This is a genomic window from Streptomyces cylindrosporus, from assembly GCF_022698165.1.
Lineage (GTDB): Bacteria > Actinomycetota > Actinomycetes > Streptomycetales > Streptomycetaceae > Streptomyces > Streptomyces cylindrosporus.
Genome location: NZ_JALDAY010000004.1, coordinates 526,245 through 547,993 on the forward strand (window position 1 = coordinate 526,245; position 21,749 = coordinate 547,993).

Genomic DNA, 21,749 nt, shown 5'->3' on the forward strand with positions numbered 1-21,749 from the left:
TTCCATGCAGGTAACACGGCAGCGCCGGGTTAACGAGAAGGAGCAGTTCACCCTCTTCGGCAGACGCGTCGGCCGCCGGGCCCTGCTGGTGACGGCGGGCATCACCGTCGCCCTCGGCGTCACGGGCACCGCGGTCGCCTCGACATGGCAGTTCGGCACCCAGCAGGTCGCCCAGGAGACCGCCAACGGGCAGGTCATCTCCAGCGACCAGTACATCAAGCCGTACGGCACCCGCACGGTCGTCAACGACGGCAAGATCATGTCGTCCACGGTCAGCCCGGACGGCAGCCACCTCGCCGCCTCGGTCGCCGACGGCGACGCCTCCCTGGTCGTCCTGGACCTGGCCACCGGCCAGGTGAAGCAGAAGATCGGCACGAACGCCGCCGACGACCTGCGCATCAAGACCGCCGCGGTCGGCCAGGAGGGCCCGACCTACTCGCCCGACGGCACCCAGCTGTGGCTCGGCCAGGCCGACGGCTACACCAGGTTCACCGTCGCCGCGGACGGCACCATCTCCAACCCGGTGGCCGTTCCGATAGCGGCCGACGGCACCAAGCACGCCCTGGTCGGCGCCGCCGTCTTCTCCGCCGACGGCTCCACCGTCTACTCCGCGGTCAACGGCCAGAACAAGGTCGTCGCCATCGACGCCGCCACCGGAACCATCAAGCAGAGCTGGGCAGTCGGCAACGCGCCGCGCGGTCTGGCCCTGGTCGGCGGCAAGCTCTACGTCAGCAACGAGGGCGGACGCCCGGCCAAGCCCGGCGACACCACCATCAACTCCTACGGCACCGACGTCGTCGCCGACCCCGACACCGGCGCCGCCACCACCGGCACCGTCAGCGTCATCGACACGGCGAACCCGACGGCCGCCGTCGACAGCATCGACGTAGGACTGCACCCGACCGCCGTGTACGCGAGCAAGGGCGCCGTGTTCGTCACCAACACCGCCGACAACAGCGTCTCGGTCATCGACAGCCGCAAGGACAAGGTCGTCCAGACCATCGCCACCCAGCCCTGGCCCGAGGCCTCCGTCGGCTACGAGCCCAACGCCGTCACGCTCACCTCCGACGGCCGCCTCCTGGTGACCCTCGGCCGCGCCAACGCCGTCGCCGTCTACCGCTACACCTCCCCGCAGCAGCCCGCCCGCTACGTCGGCCTGCTCCCCACGGACTACTTCCCCTCCGGGATCGCCACGGTCGGCAAGAACATCGTCGTCTCCAACACCCGTGGCATCGACGCCCGCCGCCCCACCACCGCGGCCGGCCACAACACCCACGACACGACGTCGAGCCTGACCCAGTTCACGCTGCCGGACGACCGCACGATCAGGTCGCAGACGGCCAAGGTCTTCAAGATGAACGGCTGGACGGCCGGCTCGGTCCTCACGGCGGCCAAGGGCAAGGGTCAGGCGAAGGCCCTGCCTGTCCCGGTCCGCCTCGGCGACCCGTCGACGATCAAGCACGTCTTCCTGCTGGTCAAGGAGAACCGCACCTACGACCAGGTCTTCGGCGACCTGCCGCAGGGCAACGGCGACCCGTCCGTCACCACCTTCGGCGAGAACGTGACGCCCAACCAGCACGCCCTGGCCGAGCAGTTCGGGCTCTACGACAACTTCTACGACGTCGGCACGAACTCCGCCGAGGGCCACAACTGGCTGATGCAGTCGGACAACCCGGAGTACACCGAGTCCTCCGCCGGTGAGTACACGCGCAGTTACGACACCGAGGACGACGTCCTCGGCCACCAGAAGACCGGCTTCATCTGGACCGGCGCGCAGGCGGCCGGCAAGTCCGTCAAGGACTTCGGCGAGTTCCAGTCGCTGGAGACCAAGCCGGCCGGCGCGACCTGGCAGAACCTGTACTGCGACAGCAAGACCATGGAGTCGACGGGCGCGCAGACGCAGTACCCCATCAAGACGGGTTCGGCGATCCCCTCGCTCAACAAGGTGTCGGTGCAGGGCTTCCCGCTCTTCGACCTCGACGTCCCGGACATCTACAAAGAGCAGATCTGGAAGCAGGACTTCGAGAAGAACGGCCCGGCGAACCTGAACATGTTCTGGTTCTCCAACGACCACACCGGCGGCCCCGCCAACGCCTCCGCCGAGGTCGCCGACAACGACCTCGCCGTCGGCCGCATGGTCGACGAGATCTCGCACAGCAAGTACTGGAAGGACTCGGCGATCTTCGTCGTCGAGGACGACTCCCAGAACGGCCTCGACCACGTCGACGGCCACCGCGCGCCGGTCCAGGTCATCAGCCCGTACGCCAAGCACGGCACGGTCGACAGCCACTACTACTCGCAGATCACGATGGTCCGCACGATCGAGCAGATCCTCGGCATCCACCCGATGAACCAGCTCGACAGCGCGGCCACGCCGATGTACGGCGCCTTCACGCCGAAGGCCGACAACACGCCGTTCACGGCGGTCCCCAACCGGACCTCCCTCACCCTCGGCGTGAGCCCCCAGCCGACCTGCGGCTCGGACAACCCGGCGCCCCAGGACACCAAGGCGGCCGCCGCGCCGACGACCACCGCGGTCCCGGAGGCCCAGCAGGCCCTCGCGGCCGAGTGGAAAGCATGGGCCAAGCACCAGCGCCTGACCGGCCCGAACGCCGTGCCCGACTACGCCAACCCGACCCAGATGAACCGCTACACCTGGTACCAGACCCACAACTGGACCAAGCCGTACCCCGGTGACAAGAAGGTCTACGCCCCGAACGACGTACCGGGCGCGTACCTGCCGTCCTCGGAGAACGACGGCTGACCGATCCCGTCGCTGCCAAGGGGCCCTGGACCGGAGTCAGTTCCGGCTCGGGGCCCCTGGCGCACGCTCCTCTTCCGCCGGCTTTCTGGCCCGGAACGCGAACTGTCCGCAGTACGTGAGCTTGCGCAGGTTCGCCAGCGCCGCCTGCCGTCCGGACTTCTTCGCCCAGCGGTCGATCTCGGTGTTGAGCGGCGACTCCTGCTCCCAGAACCGCCCGAACTCGGCCCGCCGCCCGGTGTAGCTCCGCATGATCAGCGCGACCCCGTCCAGCGAGGGCCGCACCTCCTCCATCGCGAGGCCGCCCTGCTCGACGAGGGTCCGGAAGCCGTACGGCGTGTAGTTCCACAGACTGAAGGAGTGGTACGGCTCGAACTGCGAGGTACTCCCGATGAACAGCCCGCCCGGCCGCAGCACCCGCCCCACCTCGGCGAGCAGCTCACGCGGATGCGAGACGTGCTCGAACACCTGGTGCGAGTAGACCAGCGGCACCGAGCCGGACCGGAAGGGCAGCCGGACACCGTCGTAGTGCACGACAGAGCCTGCCCCGTCCGTCCGCTGCCCGGCCTCCGGCGAGTCACGGATGTCCACGCCCACCCACCGCACCTCGGGATCGTGCTTCCGGAACAGCTTCGCCGAGGTGCCCCGCCCGCACCCCAGGTCCACCACCAGCTCCGGCGGCCCGGGCGAACTCATGGCCTCGTCGAGGTAGTAGCGCGAGGTCACCTGGCGGGCGTGGTCGTCGGGAATGCAGTCACGCATGAGCTCCCACAGGGTCGCCATGCCCCCGATGCTACGGACGTGACCGGGATCCGCCAGTGGATGCGCCCGAGGGGTCGGAAGGAGCACTCTGGAAGGAGGTGTTCCGGAGGTGATCGTCATGACGCACAGCACAGTCGGATGGCATGTCGAGCTGGAGTTCCGGGAGGACGAGGAACACACCGAAGCGGTCGCGCTGGTACGGCTGCCCGACGGGACCGAGATACGGACCCACGGCCACGCCAGCCGCCACCACACAGACGCCAATCAGCCGCGGGTGGGGGAGGAGATCGCCGGCGCCCGCGCACTGAACGAGATCGCGATGCAGCTCCTGACCAAGGCACACGGCGAGATCGACTCGGCGTCCGGGCGGACGTCGCATCCCATCAACGTGTGACCTACGGCCGTACGGCGCTTCGTACGGCTGTGACCAGCGCCTGCGCGCGCGGGTCCGCCGTCACGCTCTTCCTGAAGCCGTTGGTCACATAGCCGAAGGCGATGCCCGACTCGGGGTCGGCGAAGCCGAGGGCGCCGCCGCGGCCGGGGTGGCCGAAGGAGGTCGGGGCGAGGAGCGGCGAGGCCGCGCCGTGCAGCATGTAGCCGAGGCCGAACCGGGTGGGCACGACCAGGATCCGGTCCGGCCCGGCGCTGCGCTCGGCGCGCGCGAGCTCCACCGTCTCCGGCGTGAACAGCCGTGTCCCGCCGTCCACTTCGCCGATGAGCGAGGCGTAGAAGCGGGCGAGCCCGTCCGCCGTGGCGATGCCGTTGGAGGCGGGGAGGGCGGCGGCGCGGTAGCCGGGGTCGTTCTCGTCGGGCAGGGGGCTGATGGCGGCGAAGGCGCGGCGGGTGAGGGACTCGGGGTCGGCGTAGGCCTCGGAGACGGCGCGCTTGGGCCGCGTCCGCAGGCCGTGCGGATCCACCGGCGGATCGACCTGCGCCACCCGCCCGACGCGCGCCTGCTCGCCCTCCGGCAGCCCGAGCCACAGCTCGGCCCCTACCGGCCCGGCGATCTCGTCCGCGATCCACTCGCCGATCCCGCGCCCGGTGATCCGCCGTACCAGCTCGCCGGTCAGCCAGCTGTACGTCTGCGCGTGATACCCGTGCTCCGCCCCCGGCTCCCACACCGGCGCCTGCGCGGCCACGGCCTCGGCGCCCAGCGCGGGATCCGCGGCCTCGGCCGGCGTCAGCGGCCGGTCCAGCACCGGCACCCCGGCCCGGTGCGCGAGCAACTGCCACACCCGCGTCCGCTCCTTCCCGGCCGCCTTGAACTGCGGCCAGTACTCCCCGACCGGCGCGTCCAGGTCCAGCTCCCCGCGCTGATGCAGCAGCAGGAGTACGGCGGCGGCGACGCCCTTGGTCGCGGAGCGCACGATCTGCGCGGTGCCGTGCTCCCACGACTCGGCGCCGTCCACGTCCTTGGTCCCGCCCCACAGGTCGACGACCTTGCGCCCGCCTTGGTAGACGGCGACCGCGGCACCCCGGTCCCCGAGCACCTGGAAGTTCCGCGCGAACGCCTCCCGGACCGGCTCGAAGCCCTCGGCCACTGTGCCGTTCACGTCCACGCCCGTGCTCCCTCCGCGGCTGTCTGTCGCGCTTTCAACAGTCATCCCAACATGGGTTCAAGGCCATCGATTCCGCTGATGCACGATCCGGGCACAAGGTTGCGTCTCGTCGCTGTCGCGGACATCACGGGCGAATTCGGCTGGTCGGCCATGTGACGCCGGGCATGATTTAGAGCGCTTTCGCATCGCATCGCAACTCGTCGCACCGGGGAGACGCCCATGCCTCTTCGTCGTTCCGTGCTGGGTGTCTCGCTCGGCGTGTGTCTGCTGGCCTGCCTCGCCGGGTGCGGCGCGGAGGGCGACGGGATCCGGGCTGAAGGACCTGCTCCGTCACGGATTCCCTGGTCGGGTCCGGTGTACGTGCTGGACTGGAAGTCCCTCGCCCGGCAGCGCCCGGACGTGATGGATCTCACCGACGAAACCGTGCTCTACGGCATGAAGTGGCGTGGCTGGGGCTCACCCCGGGCCACCGGCACCGGCGAGGTGGTCGACCTGGCCTGTCTCTCGGGGTGCCCCCACCACGCCTACCCCGGCTACGCGGTGTCGGTCGTCTTCAGCGGCCTGGCCAAGCGTCAGTACGCGGCGTACTACAGCCGGGCGTCGGTCTCCCCCGTCCGGCCGCCGAAGCCCGCCTGGGCGGAGGACGCCGGCGATGTGCGCCTGCATGTGCCGAAGCCCTGACAACGTTGGCGGCCCGTCGCCGCCCCGAAGCACCGGACAGTCCGAAAGGGACGACCATGTACGACATCCTGCTGGTCGAGGATGACGAGACGATACGTCGGGCCACGCAGCTCACGCTGGAGCAGCGCGGCTACCGCGTCCGTGCGGCGGCGGACGGCCTGACCGGCCTCGAACTGTTCCGCACGTCGGCGCCCGACCTGGCCGTGCTGGACATCATGCTGCCCGGACTCAACGGCGTGAGCCTGGCCGGCCGTATACGTGAGGAGTCCGGCGTACCGGTGCTGCTGATCTCGGCGCGCCACGACCCGGTGGACGTGGTGATGGGCCTGGAGGCGGGCGCCGACGACTATGTGACCAAACCGTTCGACGGCCCGGTGCTGGTCGCCCGGATCCGCTCCTTGCTGCGCCGTGCGGCATCCGTCGAGCCCGTCGAGCCCGACGCGCGGACCGACACACTCCGCTTCGGGGACCTGCACTTCTGCCCGCGGACCCTGGAGGCCCGACGGGAGGGGCGGCTGCTGGCCCTGACCACCACCGAGCTGAAGCTGCTGCGGGAGTTCGCCACCTCACCCGGGACGGTGTTCACCCGGGAGCTGCTCCTGGAGCGGGTCTGGGACCACGCCTGGTCCGGGGACACCCGGGTCGTGGACATCCAGGTGAAGCGGCTGCGGGCCAAGATCGGCCGGGAGCGGATCGAGACAGTGCGCGGCTTCGGCTACAAGCTGCGCACCGGCGACGGCGGTGAGGGCGCACGCGCGTGAACGTCGGCGCGAAGGTCGCCCTCGCCGTGGCCGCCGCGGCCCTGACGGTGTCGGCCACGATCGGCGGCCTGGTCCACCGCATCACCGCCGCCGACCAACTCGCCACGGCCCGCACCGAGTTGGACCAGCAGCTGATGAACGCCGCGTACGACTACGCCGCCGCGCGCAAGTCACAGGCGCGGCTCAATCCGCCGGACCTGCCCCGACCGGTGGCCAGGGCCGTGCGGGGCGGGATCCGGGTGACCTACCTGCGGCACGGCACGCACCCGCTGCTGTGGGCGGCGGCCCCGGTCGCGCCCGGCGAGGTCCTCGCACTGTCCCGGTCCTACGCCCCCGAAGCCCGGTCGCTGGCCCGGCTGGACCGGACCCTGGGCGCCGTGGGCGGGGCCGCGACCGTGCTGGTGTCCCTGGCGGGGCTGTTCCTCGGGGTACGGATGGGCCGCCGCGCCACGGCTGTCGCCCGCACCGCGGAATCCATCGCGAACGGCGATCTCGACGCCCGGGTCCGTCCCGACGGCCGGGACGAGATCGCCCGCCTCGCCGCCTCCATGAACACCATGGCGGACGCGCTCGGCGCCCGCCTGGAGGCCGAGCGCCGGGTGACCGCGGACATCGCGCACGAACTGCGCACACCGGTCGCGGGCATGACGACGGCCGTCGGACTGCTGGCGCCGGGCGAGGCCACGGACCTGGTGCGCGGCTCCGTGCGGAAGCTGCGCGTACTGGTCGAGGACGTGCTGGAGGTCGCCCGCATGGACGCCGGGGTCGCGACACCGGCGACGGAAGAGCAGTGGGTCGGCGCGATGGCCCGACGGGCCGGGGCCGGCCTTGAGGGGGTGACGGTCCGGGTGCGGGACGACGCGACGGTGACGACGGACCCGCGCCGCGTCGAGCGGATCCTCACCAACCTGGCCGCCAACGCGCTCCAGCACGGCGCGCCGCCGGTCGAGGTCGAGGTGGACGGCCCCGTCGTCCGGGTCCGCGACCACGGACCGGGCTTCCCGGCCGATCTCCTCGCGGTGCTGCACACCTCCGGCCCGCAACGCTTCCGTACGACCACGCCGGGCACCGGCACGGGCCTCGGCCTGACGATCGCGACGGGGCAGGCCCGGCTGCTGCACGCCCGGCTCACGCTCCGCAACCATCCGGACGGCGGGGCGGAGGCCGTGCTCACCCTGCCGACGGCCACCTGAGCCTCCAGGTACGGACGGAGTCCCGCGGGGAATCGCCCGGCGGGACTCCGCACGCCTGGTGGGGCGAGCTACGGCCGGCCGACGTACCGGAAGTTGCTGTAGTGGTCGATCGAGACCCACACGTCACCGGTTCCCAGCGCCCGCACGATGCGGAAGTTGCCGGTGCGGATGCCGGAGCGCTCCGGGTTGCTCGGGTACACGGAGCCGTAGTACTCCTGGAACGCCCCCTGGTAGTTCTGCGCGTTGGCGCCGGCCAGCCCGCGGTGCATAAAGTTCATCAGCGCGCCGCCGTTGTCGGCGTACTGACCGCCCGACTCGACCCAACCGTGGATGTGGTTGCCGTTCCGGTCGACGTAGTTCTCGACCTCGAAGGCGGCACCGCGCGGGGCGATGTTCCTGAAGTTGGGCCAGTGGAGCTGCCGCCAGTAGTTCAGGGCGGCCTGAATGCCCCGGGGAATCGCGGACGGCTGCGCGGCGCTGCCGCTGACGCCCGGCGTCGCCGGGCAGGTCTGGCCCGGGAGGGTGGAGCAGCTGGGGACTTCGGTGGCGTGCGCGGTCCCCGCCAGGCCGAGTCCGCCGACCGTGAGGCTGAGCAGCAGGGCCGGAGCCGCGAGCTTCGCCAGGCGGCGGCCCTTCGAGCGGGCGGGGGTCATCTCGATCGTTTCGATGGAGGACAAGGTCGGTCTCCTTGAACTGGTCTCGGATCCCTGTTTCCGGATCCCCGCCGGGCGGTGGGGCCCGGCGGCAGGTCAAAGAACACCAGCGAGATGTGGCAGTGGCCCGGCGGCCGGATCACAGGCCCGGACCGGGAAAGACCCGCGGTTGTTACACAAACGTGTGGTCAGCCCAGCAGGATCGTCACGTCGATGTTCCCGCGGGTCGCGTTCGAGTACGGGCACACCTCGTGCGCCGCCTCCACCAGCTTCGCCGCGACCTCCGCGTCCAGGACGGGCAGCGCGACGCTGAGGGCGACCGCGAGGCCGTAGCCACGCTGCTTGTTGGGGCCGATGCCGACCTTCGCGGCGACCGTGGAGCCGGACAGGTCGTAGCCCGACCTGCGGCCCACCAGCACCAGCGCGTTGTGGAAGCAGGAGCTGTAACCGGCCGCGAACAGCTGCTCGGGGTTCGTGCCGTTGCCGTCCCCGCCCAGCGCCGGCGGCATCGCGACCTTCAGCTCGATCTGCCCGTCCTGACTGGTGACGTAGCCCTCCCGGCCGCCGTGCGCGGTCGCCTCGGCGACGTACATGATCTTCGTCGGGCGGGTGTCGGTCGCGGCGCCGTCAGCCATGGTCGGGCTCCCCCGGAACACGTGTGTACGAGTGCATCGTGCCCAAGGTACTGACCGGTAGGAAGGCACCGGGTTACCGGGGGGTAGCAACCGGCGGTAACAGCCGGTCAGGGGCGGCCCGTGCCCGCCGACGCGGAACGCGGGTCGAAGCCGAAGGGCAGCTCCAGGCGGTGGGCGCGCATCAGGGCGTCGTCACAGAGCAGCTCCGCCGTCTTGCCGTCCGCCGCGATGACGCCCTCGCTGAGGATCAGGGAGCGGGGACAGAGTTCGAGGGCGTACGGGAGGTCGTGGGTGACCATGAGGACCGTGACGTCCAGGGAGCGCAGGATGTCGGCCAGTTCGCGGCGGGAGGCCGGGTCCAGGTTGGAGGACGGCTCGTCCAGGACGAGGATCTCCGGCTCCATCGCGAGGACGGTCGCGACGGCGACCCGGCGACGCTGCCCGAAGGAGAGGTGGTGCGGCGGGCGTTCCTTGAACTCCGCCATCCCGACCCGCTCCAGCGCCCGGTCGACCCGCGCCTCCAGCTCCGCGCCCCGCAGCCCGGCCGCCGCCGGCCCGAACGCGACGTCCTCGCGGACCGTCGGCATGAACAGCTGGTCGTCCGGGTCCTGGAAGACGATGCCGACCCGGCGCCGGATCTCCGCCATGTGCTTCTTGCCGACGGGCAGCCCGGCGACCGTCACCGTGCCCGCGCCGCCGGTGAGGATGCCGTTGAGGTGGAGCACGAGGGTGGTCTTCCCGGCGCCGTTCGGGCCGAGCAGCGCGACCCGTTCGCCGCGCGCGACGCAGAAGTCCACGCCGAACAGGGCCTGGTGGCCGTCGGGGTAGGCGAAGGCGAGGCCGGCGACCTCGAGCGAAGGAGTACTCACAAGGTCCATCCCAGCAGGCAGACGACGAGGGCGGCGGCGGGGAGCGCGAGGGCGTACGACCACTGCGCCCGGGACGCGGTCACCTCGTCGATGACCGGCATGGAACCGGCGTAACCACGGCTGACCATGGCCAGGTGCACGCGCTCCCCGCGCTCGTAGGAGCGGATGAAGAGGGCGCCCGCGCTCTTGGCGAGCACCCCCCAGTGCTTCACGCCCCGCGCCTCGAAACCGCGCGACTCCCGCGCGATCCGCATGCGCCGCATCTCGTCCGTGATGACGTCGCCGTAACGGATCATGAAGGACGCGATCTGCACGAGCAGCGGCGGGAGCTTCAACCGCTGGAGGCCGAGGAGCAGTTCGCGCAGCTCGGTGGTGGAGGCGAGGAGGACCGAGGCCGCGACGCCGAGCGTGCCCTTGGCGAGGACGTTCCAGGCGCCCCACAGGCCGTTCACGCTCAGGGACAGCCCGAGGACGTCGACCTTCTCGCCCTCCGCGACGAACGGCATCAGCACCGCGAACGCCACGAACGGCACCTCGATCAGCAGCCGCTTCAGCAGGAAGCCGGCCGGCACGCGCGCGTGGTACGCGACGCACGCGAGCAGGACGGCGTACAGGCCGAAGGCCCACATCGCCTCTCGCGGCGTCGACACCACGACCACCACGAAGGCGAAGGCGGCGGCCAGCTTGGTGTGCGGCGGGAGGGAATGGACGGGGGAGTGCCCGTGCCGGTAGAGACGGTGTGCGTGCCCGGCGCCCATGTCAGACCTCGCTCATGTCGGACTCGCTCATGTCGGACTCGCCCATGTCAGACGGCGCTCGTGCTGCTCGGCGAGACGTCCGGCGTACGCCGGCGGCGCACGGTCCAGAAGACCGCGCTCCCCGCGACCACGGTCACGCCCACGCCGATCACGCCCGCCAGCCCCCCGGACAGGCGGGCGTTCTCGACGTCCTTGACCCCGTAGTCGGCGAGCGGGGAGTCGGCCGAGGCGTGCTTCCCGGTCTTGCTGTCGATGCCCTTGTCGTGGGCGACCTTCTCCAGGCCGTCGGGGTTCGAGGAGGCGTAGTAGCTGACGAAGCCCGCGAGGACGAGGGAGGTGACGAGGCCCGTGATCCACAGCGCGCGACGGGAGGTGCGCGCCGCGACGGGCGCCGTGCGCGCCCCCTGGGGGGCGGGCGCGTCCACGAGCACGCCGTCCACGCGCAACTTGAGCCGCTGCTCCAGCCCGCGCGCCCCGTGCACGAGATCCGGGCGCACGGCGATCACCGCACCCACCGTCAGCGCCGTGATCGCCGCTTCGCCGATCCCGATCAGGACGTGCACGCCGATCATCGCGGTCGCGACCTTGCCGATGGAGACGTCGGTGGTCCCGCCGACGGCGTAGATCAGCGTGAAGGCGACCGCGGCGGCCGGCACCGAGAGGAGCGCGGCGACGAAGGAGGCGACGGTGACCGAGCGCCGTCCGCGCGGCAGCACCTTCACCAGGACGCGGAAGACGGCGTACGAGACGACGGTGGTGACGATCGCCATGTCCGTGATGTTCACGCCGAGCGCGGTCAGCCCGCCGTCCGCGAAGAGGATGCCCTGCATGAGCAGGACGACGGAGACGCAGAGGACCCCGGTGTAGGGCCCGACCAGGATCGCCGCCAGCGCGCCACCCAGCAGGTGCCCGCTCGTTCCGGCGGCGACGGGGAAGTTGAGCATCTGCACGGCGAAGATGAACGCCGCCACCAGCCCGGCGAGCGGCGCGGTGCGTTCGTCCAGTTCACGGCGGGCGCCGCGCAGGCTCACCGCGATGGCGCCCGCGGCGACGACTCCGGTCACGGCGGAGGTGGGGGCGTTGATGAATCCGTCAGGCACATGCACCGTTCGATGATAGTGGCTTATTGCGAGTGATTTGCAAGAGCCAGTAGCTCGTCACCCGGAACGCGAGATGTCCGCCACCGGGAAGCGGTGGCCGGAAAATATGCGACATTGGAGAGGAAGCGGATTCACAGCTTTCGCCTAGGTCACTCAGCGTCGAGGGGTCGTCCGATGTCTGTAGTCGAACAGTACGCGCGAGCCCATATCGTCACGGACGCGGACGAGAAGCTGCAGGAGGAGCGAGGGGCCGTACCGGTGGTGCTGCGGTACGACCCCGAGGCCGACCCGCGTTCGGTGCGGGTCGGGCTGCCCGGTACCGACGAGTGGACCTTCGCCCGCTCCCTGCTGGAACAGGGCCTGCGGGCCCCGGCCGGCAGCGGGGAGGTCCGGGTGTGGCCGTGCGGCCGAGTACAGGCCGTGGTCGAGTTCCACTCCGCGCACGGCGTCTCGGTCGTGCAGTTCGAGACGAAGACCCTCATGAGGTTCCTGCGGCGGACCTATCTGGCCACCGCGGAACCCGTACGGCGGTAGGCCGCCGTCCTTCCCTGGCGTCAGCCGCCCAGCTTCAGCAGGGCCGCCACCATCGGCCCGGCCGTGTCGCCGCCGTGCCCGCCCGCCTGGACCACGCCCGAGGCGGTGAGGTCGCCGCAGTACGCCGTGAACCAGCCGTTCGGCTTCTTCTGCCCGTCGACCTCGGCCGAGCCCGTCTTGGCGCCGCAGCCCGACATGCCCGCCATCGCCTTGGCGGCCGTACCGTACGAGGCCGTGTAGGACATGACCTCCTTCAGCTCGGCCTGGGTCTGCGAGGACATCGTGCGGGAGGCCTTCGCCAGCGTGCGGTGGTCCACCGACGGGGCGACCAGGTACGGCTGATGGAAGACGCCCGAGGCCACCGTCGCCGACACCGACGCCATGTTCAGCGGGTTCATGCGCACCCCGCCCTGGCCGATCAGCGAGGCGCCCATCTGTGCGCCGCTCTGCACCGGGACCGAGCCGTCGAAGGTCGGTACGCCGATGGCCCAGTTGTTCATGCCGAGGCCGTAGACCTGCTGCGCCTCCTTGGTGAGGTCGCTGTTGGACAGCTTCGGCGCGAAGTTGATGAAGGCGTTGTTGCAGGACGCCCCGAACGCCAGCTTGAAGGTGCCCTGCTTGATCTCGGAGTCGTCGTCGTTGTGGAAGGTCCAGCCCGCGAGCTTGTACGTCTTGGGGCAGGGGTGCGAGTCGTCCGGGTGGACCAGGTCCTTCTCGAACAGCATCGTCGAGGTCACGACCTTCATCGTGGAGCCGGGGGCGAGGGAGCCCTGGAACGCCACGTTGAAGCCGGGGTTGTGGTTGGCGACGGCCAGGATCTCGCCGGTCGAGGCGCGCATCATGACGACCGACGACTTGTCCTGCGCGGCGACCTGCTTCTCGGCCGCGGCCTGGTAGACCGGGCTCAGGGTCGTGTTCACCTTGCCGGGCGTGCCTTTGGTCAGCGTCAGCAGCGTCTTGTCGGACAGCTTCGCCTTCTGCGAGGCCTTGCCGCGTACGACGTCCAGCTCGACGCCCGCCTTGCCGCCGGCGATCTTGCCGTACTTCTCCCGCAGTCCGTCCAGGACGGGCCCCAGCGACGGGTACTTGGCGGTCGTCAGCTCGCCGCCGTGACGGTCGTACGCCTTGATGGGCGGGGTCCCGGACTCGCCGGTGACGAGGGTGTCGCCGTCCTTGAGGTCGGGGTGGACGACGGCGGAGTGCCAGTCGACGAGCGGCTTGCCGTCCGCCTTGTTGCGCACGACGGTCAGCGAACTCTCGTACGCGAGGGGCTTCTTGGTGCCCTTGTAGGAGACCGTGCCCTTGACGGAGAAGGGGACCTTGTCGCCGGTGCGGGTGCCGGGGGTGAGGGTGACGCCCGTGATGTGGGCGTCCTTGGTGTAGCCGGTCAGCAGGGCGGTGGCGGCCGTCGTGTCGTTCGTCACGGCGGCGGCCTGCGCGACCTTGCCGGTCTGCCAGCCGGTGAGGAACTTCGTGGCGGTCGTCTGCACCTCGGTCGCGGACAGCGGCCCGGTCTTGACGGCTTTGTGGTCGGCGGACGCGGAGGAGCCGGCGGCACGGTCGTCCGCCGCGGCACCGCCGCCCCACAGCGCGTAGACGCCGAAGCCGGCGCCGCCGACGACCACGGCGATCATCCCGCCGACCACGGCGGGCCTGGTCTTCCGTCGCTCGGCGACGCGCCTTCTGTTGCCCACTGCTCCCGATCCTCCGCGAAGTTTCCCCAGGGTCCCCGTTGCCCTCATCCATCCCAACGACGGCAACAGCCTAGAGTCCCGTCCTGCACGGGTGACTTCAGCCACCACTCCGTAGCACAGCTGCGACAATCGGACCCGCCGCGTCCACCCCGTGGCCGCCGTCCTGGGCCATGGCGGCCGCCGCGATGTCATTGCGGTAACCGGTGAACCAACTGTTGGACTTGGCCTGCCCGTCGACCTCCGCGGAACCGGTCTTCGCGCCGATGCTGCCGCTCAGGCCGGCCATCACGCCGGCCGCGGTGCCGCTGGTCGCGGTGCGGTTCATCATCGCGCGCAGCTGGGCGACCGTGTTCGAGGACAGGCCCTTGGCGGTGGCGATCTCGCGGTCGTCGAGCTTCGGGGAGACGAGGACCGGCTGCCGGAAGGTGCCGGTCATCGCGGTCGCCGTCACCGACGCCATGTTCAGCGGGCTCATCTGCACCTGGCCCTGGCCGATCAGGTTGGCCGCGGTGTCCGGGCCGCCGGAGGCCGGCACCGAGCCGTCGAAGGACGGGATGCCGGTCTTCCAGTTGTCCCGCCCGAGCCCGAACCGGTCCTCGGCCTCCTTGGTCAGGGAGTCGACCTGGACCTCGTCGGCGTACTTCACGAAGGCCGTGTTGCAGGAGCGGGCGAAGCTGTCGGCGAGGGTCGCGTTCTCGTTCGGCTTCAGGTTCTTGAGGTTGGTGAAGGTCTGGCTCTGCCACACCGCGCTCGGCGGGCAGGGCGCCGGGCCGTTCATGCTGGTGATGCCGTTGTCGATGAAGGTGGCCGCGCTGAGGATCTTCATCGTGGAGCCGGGGGCGAGCCGGCCCAGGAAGGCCGCGTTGAAGGCGTCCGCGCGGTGGTTGGCGACCGCCAGGACCTCGCCGGTGCTGGGCTTGACGGCGACCACGGACGACTCGGCGTACTTCTTCACCGCGGTCTCGGCCGCCGCCTGCGCGCTCGCGCTCAGCGTCGTCCGCAGCTTGCCCGGCCTGCCCTCGGCGAGCGTCAGCAGCGAGGTGTCGGCGGACCCCTCGGCCTGGTGCCGGATCGACAGCTCGACGCCGGGCGTACCGCCCGCCGAATCGCCGTACTTGGCGCGCAACTCGTCCAGGATCGGGCCCAGCGACGGGTACTTGTCCTTCGTCAGTACGACGCCATTGCGATCGACGGCCTCGATCGGCGGGTCCGCCGCCTCACCCGTGACCAGCGTGTCGCCCGTCTTCAGCTGCGGATGCACGACCGAGGGCTGCCAGTCGACCAGCGCCCGCCCGGTGGTCTTCCCGCGCACCACGGTCAGTTCGCTCCTGTACGACAGGGGCTTGGACTTCCCTTCGTACGACACCGTTGCCTTGACCGTGAAAGGCACGGTCGCGCCGGTGGCCGCGCCGGGCGTGATCTTCACGTCCTTGATGTGCGCGCTCTCGCCGTACGCGGTCAGCAGCGGCTCGGCGCCCGCGTCGTTGTTCGTGTACGTCGCCGCCTCGGCCGCGTCCCCCTTGGCCCAGGCGGCGAGGAACTTCGTCGACGCGTCCTTGATCTCGTCCTTGCTCGGCGGCCCGGTCTTCACGGACGCCGAACCGCCCGCCCCCGAACCCCCGTCGTCGTTCAGCGCGGACACGATGTTGAAGGCGCCGTACCCCGCGCCACCCACCATCACGGCGAACACGCCGCCTATGACGGCGGCCTTGACCCCCTTGCCCATGAAGGGCCCCCTCCCCGTTCCCCTGTCGGTCCTCGCACTGTATGTGGCCCGAGGGGGAGTTGTGAGGGGTGTTTCCGTTTGCTGTCCGCTATACCCAGGTATCCAGCCACATACGTGAACGCCAGTCATCGATCGGGATCGCGGTGCCGGTGTACAGGGGCCAGAAGTAGATGAAGTTCCAGGCGATCAGGAGCACCAGGACGCCCGCGCCCGTCGCGCCGGCCACCCGGCGGGTGTCGCTCGCGCCCGGGGGGCCGATGATCGCGCCGAGCAGCATCGCCACCGCCAGGCACAGGAACGGCACGAAGACGACGGCGTAGAAGAAGAAGATCGTGCGCTCCTGGTACATGAACCAGGGGAGGTAGCCGGCCGCGACGCCGCAGGCGATGGCGCCGGCCCGCCAGTCGCGGCGGAACAGCCAGCGCCACAGGACGTACAGGATCGCGAAGCAGGCCACCCACCACAGCAGCGGCGTGCCGATCGCGAGGACCTCGCGGGCGCACTTGCCGCCCGCGTTCGCGGGGCAGCCGTCCGTGCCGGGCGAGGGGGACTCGTAGAAGTACGAGACCGGGCGGCCGTCGACGATCCAGCTCCACGGGTTGGACATGTACGTGTGCGGCGAGGACAGGCCGACGTGGAACTTGTAGACCTCGTGCTCGTAGTGCCACAGGCTGCGCACCCAGTCCGGCAGGAAGGTCCAGTTGCCGCCCTTGCCGTCGGTCACCGCCCAGTTGCGGAAGTAGCCGCCGGAGCCGTCGGTCGGCGAGAGGATCCAGCCGATCCAGGAGACCAGGTAGACGACGATCGCGACCGGGACCATCGCCAGGAACGCGATGCCCGTGTCGCGCTTGAGGACCACGCTGTACGGGTGCCGGGCGCCCGCCACCCTGCGGGAGCCGACGTCCCAGAGGACGGCCATCACGCAGAACGCGGCCAGGATGTACAGGCCGTTCCACTTGGTGCCGATCGCGAGGCCGAGCATGAGGCCCGCGAGCCAGCGCCAGGGGCGCCACCCGAGGCGGGTCTCCTCCGCCGCGTAGGGATCCGGGCGCACCTGACCGTCCGGGCCGACCGGGAGCGCGGCGGCGAGTTTCGCGCGCGCCCTGTCCCGGTCGACGACCAGGCAGCCGAACGCGGCCAGCACGAAGAACATCAGCACCCCGTCGAGCAGTGAGGTGCGGCTCATCACGAACTCCAGCCCGTCCACCGCCATCAGCGCGCCCGCCAGGCAGCCGAGGAACGTGGAGCGGAACAGGCGGCGGCCGATCCGGCACAGCAGCAGCACCGACAGCGTGCCGAGCAGCGCGGTCATGAACCGCCAGCCGAACGGGTTGAACCCGAACATCAGCTCGCCGAGCCCGATCACGTACTTGCCCACCGGCGGATGCACGACGTACGCCGCGTCCGCCGGGATCGAGACATGGCCGTTCGTGGACAGGATCAGGTCGTTGGCGTTCTTGTCCCAGTTGACCTCGAAGCCGCGGTGGACGAGCGCCCACGCGTCCTTGGCGTAGTACGTCTCGTCGAATATCACCGCCTTCGGGCTGCCCAGATGCCAGAACCGCATCACGCCCGCCATCAGCGTCACCAGCAGCGGCCCGCCCCAGCCGGACCAGCGCGTGATCCGCTCGGCCAGCGCCCGCGGCACGCCCAGCACCTGCCACAGCCGCGGGCTGGGCTGCACGAACGGCGGCACCAGACGCTCACGGACGTCGCTTCTGGGCTCGGCCGCGTATCCGAAACGGCGCAGCCGCTGCTGCCAGGACGGCCGCTGGTCTTCGGGTGCCTGGCCTTGCCGGGTGTCCGGGGAGGACGCGGTACTGGTCACCGCGCCATCGTAGGGAACCGTTCTGTGTGAGTCCCGTGCATGCGCGGTAAGGGTTCGAATGCGTTCACCCCTGTCGGCCCCTGGGAGGATGGGGGACGTGACCGGAACCCTCGTACTCGCAGGCACCCCCATCGGCGACATCGCGGACGCGCCGCCCCGGCTGGCCCAGGAACTGGCCGCGGCGGACGTCGTGGCCGCCGAGGACACCCGCCGCCTCAGGCGCCTCACCCAGGCGCTCGGCGTCACCCCCAAGGGGCGCGTGGTGTCGTACTTCGAGGGCAACGAGGCGGCCCGCACGCCCGAGCTCGTCGAGGAACTCGTCGGCGGCGCGCGCGTGCTGCTCGTCACCGACGCCGGCATGCCGTCCGTCTCCGACCCCGGCTACCGGCTGGTCGCCGCCGCCGTCGAGAAGGACGTCCGGGTCACCGCCGTACCCGGACCGTCCGCCGTGCTCACCGCGCTCGCGCTGTCCGGGCTGCCCGTCGACCGGTTCTGCTTCGAGGGGTTCCTGCCGCGCAAGGCGGGCGAGCGGCTGACCCGGCTGCGCGAGGTCGCCGAGGAGCGGCGCACGCTCGTCTACTTCGAGGCCCCGCACCGGCTCGACGACACCCTCGCCGCGATGGCCGAGGTGTTCGGCGGCGACCGGCGGGCGGCCGTCTGCCGCGAGCTGACCAAGACGTACGAGGAGGTCAGGCGGGGTCCGCTGGAGGAGCTCGCGGCGTGGGCGGCGGAAGGTGTGCGCGGGGAGATCACGGTGGTCGTGGAGGGGGCGCCCGAGAGGGGCGCGCACGCCGTGAGCGCGGAGGAGCTCGTGCGCCGTGTGCGCGTGCGCGAGGAAGCGGGCGAGCGCCGTAAGGAGGCCATCGCCGCCGTCGCGGCGGATGCGGGGCTGCCCAAGAGGGAGGTTTTCGACGCGGTTGTGGCCGCGAAGAACGCCGCTTCCGCGAGCGGTTCCTGAGACCTTCGTGAACTCCGCCACACCCCCTCTGAGCAGGGCGCATCTCTCCTGAGCGCGCGCCCCACGGGCAGGCAAAGGGCTGTCGTGAAAAGCAAAGCCCTGACCGATGCGGAGAGCCGGTATGGCAAGGAAAGTCCAAATCGGCTCCAACAGTCGACAGCCCTGGTGCATCAGCCCCCGCTCGCGCGTCTTACTGGGTGAAGGGACGCACCCGTCCCTTGGTCCAGCAGATCAGAGGAGCTGGCATGAGCGAGATCGCAGGGCAGCAGACCGGCCTCCGCAGTGCGGCGACCGCGGTCGTGCACGAGTCGTATTCCTTCGCCTGCATGCGCTGCGGGCACGGCTGGGAGCAGTCGTACGAGATTGAGCACCACACGGACGCCGAGGGCCACGAGTTCGTGATGTACGTCGCCAACGGCCAGGTCGTCCCCTCCCCGCTGTCCAAGCCGACGTGCCAGAACTGCGACGCCCATGTCGTACGGATCATGCGGCCGGGGCAGGTCTCGTCGGTCCGCGAGGCCGCGCACCGCCACCAGCACAAGGCGCCGCAGGCCGGGCCGGTCGAGGTGCCGCAGCCGGGCGCCGAGGGTGCCGGGGCGGCCGGGGACGGCGAGGCCGCGGAGCGGCACCACTGGCACCTCTCCGACCTCCTGCACCCCTTCCAGTCCCACCGCAAGGCCAGCTGACGGCTTGGCGCCGGGGGCCGGTACCTCCGGAATCCCCGGCGGCATGCCCCTTTCGTAGGATCGGGGCATGCCTTCGAAAGAGCCCGACAAGAACGCGGCGCCGCCGCTCCCGGAGCCCCTCCGGGTTCCCGTCGCCGACTCCCACACCCACCTCGACATGCAGTCCGGAACGGTGGAGGAGGGGCTCGCGAAGGCCGCGTCCGTGGGCGTGACCACGGTCGTGCAGGTCGGCTGCGACATACACGGCTCGCGCTGGGCCGCCGAGACGGCCGCCGCCTTCGAGAGCGTCCACGCGACCGTCGCCCTGCACCCCAACGAGGCTCCGCGCATCGTCCACGGCGACCCCGACGGCTGGTCCCGGCAGGGCGCGCGGGAACCGGGGGGCGCGGGGGCGCTCGACGAGGCGCTCGCCGAGATCGACCGCCTGGCCGCACTCCCGCAGGTCAAGGGCGTCGGCGAGACCGGCCTCGATTACTTCCGCACCGGGCCCGAGGGCAAGGAGGCGCAGGAGGCCTCCTTCCGCGCCCACATCGAGATCGCCAAACGGCACGGCAAGGCCCTCGTCATCCACGACCGGGACGCCCACGCCGACGTACTGCGCGTGCTGAAGGAGGAGGGCGCCCCCGAGCGCACCGTCTTCCACTGCTACTCCGGCGACGCCGAGATGGCCGACATCTGCGCCCGCGCCGGATACTTCATGTCGTTCGCCGGCAACGTCACCTTCAAGAACGCCCAGAACCTCCGGGACGCCGTCGCCGTGGCCCCCCTGGAACTGCTCCTGGTGGAGACCGACGCGCCCTTCCTGACGCCCGCGCCGTACCGCGGACGGCCCAACGCCCCGTATCTCGTTCCGGTCACGGTGCGTGCGATGGCCGCCGTGCGCGGCATCGACGAGGACGCGCTGGCGACGGCACTAGCCTCGAACACCGCCCGCGCCTTCGGTTACTGACCCATAACGCACGACTGTGCGTAGCCGTGCCGCTTTGGAGAGTGACGGCCGCTCCGCTAGGTTCTGGGACCCGATCCGGACCCCTCTGGACCCCACGGCCCCTGGAGCGTGTCGGCGTGAGCAGTTCCCAGTACGAGACGTATGAGGCGTACGGCCCGAACGCGGGGTACCCGCCGCCACCGGCACCCGACGGCTTCGACGTGCACAGCGCGCAGACGCTGGTGTCGGGGGAGTTGGGGCGTGTGGGGGCGCGCGGGGCCGGTGATGCGCCGGGCGCGGGTGGTGCGAGCGGGGCGCACGGAGCAGAGAGTGTGAGCGGGGCGTACAGCGCAGGGAGTGCTAGCGGAGCGTACGCCGCAGGGAGTGCGAGCGGGGCGTACGGCGACACGTACGCGCCTGCCTATGAGGGGCGCGGGGCCGCTGAGGGGGCGCTTCCGCGGCAGGCGGGGCGTGGGGTTGCGGAAGGGGCGCGCGAGGAAGGTGTGGGCGCCGGAGTGGGGCGGCGGGGTGCGCGCCGTCGGCGCGCGCGATACGCCGAGCGCTCGGACAGCACCGTGCGCCGTCTGCTGCCGCAGGCGCTGGTCGTCGCCTTCCTGGCCGGCGGCACCACCGCGTTCGTCGCCAAGGACAAGGCCGTCGAGTTGAGCGTCGACGGCAAGCCGCGCACCCTGCACACCTTCGCCGACGACGTGACCGAGCTGCTCGCGCAGCAGGGCATCGACGTGGGGGCGCACGACGTGGTCGCGCCCGCCCCCGGCACGGCGCTCGCCAGCGGCGACGAGGTCGCGGTGCGGTACGGGCGCCCGGTGCGACTCACGCTGGACGGCACCCGGCGCGAGGTGTGGACGACGGCGCACACGGTGCAGGGGGCGCTCGATCAGCTGGGGGTGCGTGCGGAGGGCGCGTACATGTCCGTCTCGCGCTCCCAGCCCATCGGACGCGCCGGGCTCGCGCTCGACGTGCGCACCGAGCGGGCGGTGACGGTCATGGCCGACGGGCGGGCCAGCACCGTGCGGACGAACGCGGCGACGGTCCGGGAGGTCGTCGAGGAGGCCGGCGTGACCCTGCGCGGCGAGGACACGACGTCCGTCCCCGGGGACAGCTTCCCCCGGGACGGGCAGACGGTGACCGTGCTGCGGGTGACCGGATCCGAGGAGGTCCGGGAGGAGGCGATCCCGTTCAAGGTGGAGCGCAGGGACGACCCGTCGCTGTTCAAGGGCACCGAGGTCGTCGAGCAGGCCGGGCAGCCGGGGGTGCGACGGGTGACGTACGCGCTGCGAACCGTCAACGGCGTCAGGCAGCAGCCGCGGAAGACCGACTCCGAGGTGGTGCGGGAGCCGCGCACGCAGGTGGTGCGGGTGGGGACGAAGCCGCTCCCGACGTCGGTCCAGGGCGCGGACGGCCTGAACTGGCACGGGCTCGCGGCGTGCGAGTCGGGCGGCCGCCCGAACGCGGTCGACCCGTCGGGCACGTACGGCGGCCTCTACCAGTTCGACACCCGAACCTGGCACAGCCTCGGCGGCAGCGGGCGCCCGCAGGACGCGACGGCGCAGGAACAGACGTTCCGCGCGAAGAAGCTGTACGTACGACGCGGAGCCAGCCCCTGGCCGCACTGCGGGGCGCGGCTGCACGGGTGAGGGGC

The 21,749-nt window shown here is 71.2% G+C and carries 20 protein-coding genes; 10 read left to right on the forward strand and 10 right to left on the reverse strand.

Annotation, left to right across the window (positions count from 1 at the left end):
• Positions 1 to 4: 4 nt before the first annotated feature.
• Complete coding sequence (locus MQP27_RS15350) at positions 5 to 2,764, forward strand: bifunctional YncE/alkaline phosphatase family protein (protein WP_242765646.1); 2,760 nt, start codon at positions 5 to 7, stop codon at positions 2,762 to 2,764.
• 36 nt (positions 2,765 to 2,800) lie between these two features.
• Here MQP27_RS15350 and MQP27_RS15355 read toward each other — a convergent pair whose 3' ends face one another.
• Positions 2,801 to 3,544 carry a class I SAM-dependent methyltransferase gene (locus MQP27_RS15355; RefSeq protein ID WP_242765648.1) on the reverse strand — a complete coding sequence of 248 codons (744 nt, stop codon included), beginning with the start codon at positions 3,542 to 3,544 and terminating at the stop codon, positions 2,801 to 2,803.
• A gap of 97 nt (positions 3,545 to 3,641) precedes the next feature.
• Here MQP27_RS15355 and MQP27_RS15360 point away from each other — a divergent pair, with 97 nt between their 5' ends.
• Positions 3,642 to 3,917 carry a DUF1876 domain-containing protein gene (locus tag MQP27_RS15360; RefSeq protein WP_242765649.1) on the forward strand — a complete coding sequence of 92 codons (276 nt, stop codon included), beginning with the start codon at positions 3,642 to 3,644 and terminating at the stop codon, positions 3,915 to 3,917.
• 1 nt (position 3,918) lies between these two features.
• On the opposite strand, the gene MQP27_RS15365 is transcribed toward MQP27_RS15360, so the two are convergent.
• On the reverse strand, positions 3,919 to 5,082 hold the full coding sequence (locus MQP27_RS15365) for a serine hydrolase domain-containing protein (RefSeq protein ID WP_242765650.1): 1,164 nt from the start codon (positions 5,080 to 5,082) through the stop codon (positions 3,919 to 3,921).
• Between the two features lie 219 nt (positions 5,083 to 5,301).
• Between MQP27_RS15365 and MQP27_RS15370 the strand changes: the two genes are divergently transcribed.
• The 3 genes from MQP27_RS15370 to MQP27_RS15380 are packed head-to-tail and all read left to right on the forward strand — an operon-like array spanning position 5,302 to position 7,717.
• Complete coding sequence (locus MQP27_RS15370) at positions 5,302 to 5,763, forward strand: hypothetical protein (protein WP_242765651.1); 462 nt, start codon at positions 5,302 to 5,304, stop codon at positions 5,761 to 5,763.
• A 56-nt stretch (positions 5,764 to 5,819) separates the two neighbouring features.
• Entirely contained in the window at positions 5,820 to 6,524 is a 705-nt protein-coding gene (gene cseB / locus MQP27_RS15375; RefSeq protein ID WP_242765653.1) for a two-component system response regulator CseB, read from the forward strand.
• Complete coding sequence (locus MQP27_RS15380; protein ID WP_242765655.1) at positions 6,521 to 7,717, forward strand: ATP-binding protein; 1,197 nt, start codon at positions 6,521 to 6,523, stop codon at positions 7,715 to 7,717. Before cseB ends, MQP27_RS15380 begins: the two co-directional genes overlap by 4 nt.
• Positions 7,718 to 7,785: 68 nt before the next feature.
• Here the strand turns inward: MQP27_RS15380 and MQP27_RS15385 are convergent, their stop codons facing one another.
• The 5 genes from MQP27_RS15385 to MQP27_RS15405 form a co-directional block, all read right to left on the reverse strand.
• Entirely contained in the window at positions 7,786 to 8,394 is a 609-nt protein-coding gene (locus tag MQP27_RS15385; RefSeq protein ID WP_242765656.1) for a hypothetical protein, read from the reverse strand.
• 164 nt (positions 8,395 to 8,558) lie between these two features.
• Positions 8,559 to 9,005 carry an organic hydroperoxide resistance protein gene (locus MQP27_RS15390; protein WP_242765658.1) on the reverse strand — a complete coding sequence of 149 codons (447 nt, stop codon included), beginning with the start codon at positions 9,003 to 9,005 and terminating at the stop codon, positions 8,559 to 8,561.
• Positions 9,006 to 9,112: 107 nt separating this feature from the next.
• A complete protein-coding gene (locus MQP27_RS15395; RefSeq protein WP_242765659.1) occupies positions 9,113 to 9,883 on the reverse strand; it encodes an energy-coupling factor ABC transporter ATP-binding protein in 771 nt (256 codons plus the stop codon).
• Positions 9,871 to 10,632 carry a cobalt ECF transporter T component CbiQ gene (cbiQ, locus tag MQP27_RS15400; protein WP_242765660.1) on the reverse strand — a complete coding sequence of 254 codons (762 nt, stop codon included), beginning with the start codon at positions 10,630 to 10,632 and terminating at the stop codon, positions 9,871 to 9,873. The genes MQP27_RS15395 and cbiQ overlap by 13 nt, the downstream gene beginning before the upstream one ends.
• Positions 10,633 to 10,679: 47 nt before the next feature.
• On the reverse strand, positions 10,680 to 11,738 hold the full coding sequence (locus MQP27_RS15405; RefSeq protein WP_242765661.1) for an energy-coupling factor ABC transporter permease: 1,059 nt from the start codon (positions 11,736 to 11,738) through the stop codon (positions 10,680 to 10,682).
• 168 nt (positions 11,739 to 11,906) lie between these two features.
• Between MQP27_RS15405 and MQP27_RS15410 the strand changes: the two genes are divergently transcribed.
• A complete protein-coding gene (locus tag MQP27_RS15410) occupies positions 11,907 to 12,266 on the forward strand; it encodes an SsgA family sporulation/cell division regulator (RefSeq protein WP_242765662.1) in 360 nt (119 codons plus the stop codon).
• A gap of 20 nt (positions 12,267 to 12,286) precedes the next feature.
• Here the strand turns inward: MQP27_RS15410 and MQP27_RS15415 are convergent, their stop codons facing one another.
• The 3 genes from MQP27_RS15415 to MQP27_RS15425 form a co-directional block, all read right to left on the reverse strand.
• Positions 12,287 to 13,960 carry a penicillin-binding transpeptidase domain-containing protein gene (locus tag MQP27_RS15415; RefSeq protein WP_242765663.1) on the reverse strand — a complete coding sequence of 558 codons (1,674 nt, stop codon included), beginning with the start codon at positions 13,958 to 13,960 and terminating at the stop codon, positions 12,287 to 12,289.
• 97 nt (positions 13,961 to 14,057) lie between these two features.
• A complete protein-coding gene (locus MQP27_RS15420; RefSeq protein WP_242765664.1) occupies positions 14,058 to 15,686 on the reverse strand; it encodes a penicillin-binding transpeptidase domain-containing protein in 1,629 nt (542 codons plus the stop codon).
• Between the two features lie 88 nt (positions 15,687 to 15,774).
• A complete protein-coding gene (locus tag MQP27_RS15425; RefSeq protein ID WP_242765665.1) occupies positions 15,775 to 17,514 on the reverse strand; it encodes a dolichyl-phosphate-mannose--protein mannosyltransferase in 1,740 nt (579 codons plus the stop codon).
• A gap of 97 nt (positions 17,515 to 17,611) precedes the next feature.
• On the opposite strand from MQP27_RS15425, the gene rsmI reads away from it, so the two are divergent.
• The 4 genes from rsmI to MQP27_RS15445 all read left to right on the forward strand — a co-directional run bounded on the left by rsmI (position 17,612) and on the right by MQP27_RS15445 (position 21,744).
• Complete coding sequence (gene rsmI, locus MQP27_RS15430; protein ID WP_242765667.1) at positions 17,612 to 18,472, forward strand: 16S rRNA (cytidine(1402)-2'-O)-methyltransferase; 861 nt, start codon at positions 17,612 to 17,614, stop codon at positions 18,470 to 18,472.
• 245 nt (positions 18,473 to 18,717) lie between these two features.
• Positions 18,718 to 19,158, forward strand: coding sequence for a hypothetical protein (locus MQP27_RS15435; RefSeq protein WP_242765669.1), 441 nt, complete (start codon positions 18,718 to 18,720; stop codon positions 19,156 to 19,158).
• Positions 19,159 to 19,225: 67 nt separating this feature from the next.
• Positions 19,226 to 20,107, forward strand: a complete 882-nt coding sequence (locus MQP27_RS15440; RefSeq protein WP_242765670.1) for a TatD family hydrolase — start codon at positions 19,226 to 19,228, stop codon at positions 20,105 to 20,107.
• A 116-nt stretch (positions 20,108 to 20,223) separates the two neighbouring features.
• Positions 20,224 to 21,744 (forward strand): resuscitation-promoting factor, encoded by a 1,521-nt coding sequence (locus MQP27_RS15445; RefSeq protein WP_242765671.1) that lies wholly within the window; start codon positions 20,224 to 20,226, stop codon positions 21,742 to 21,744.
• The last annotated feature ends 5 nt before the right edge of the window (positions 21,745 to 21,749 follow it).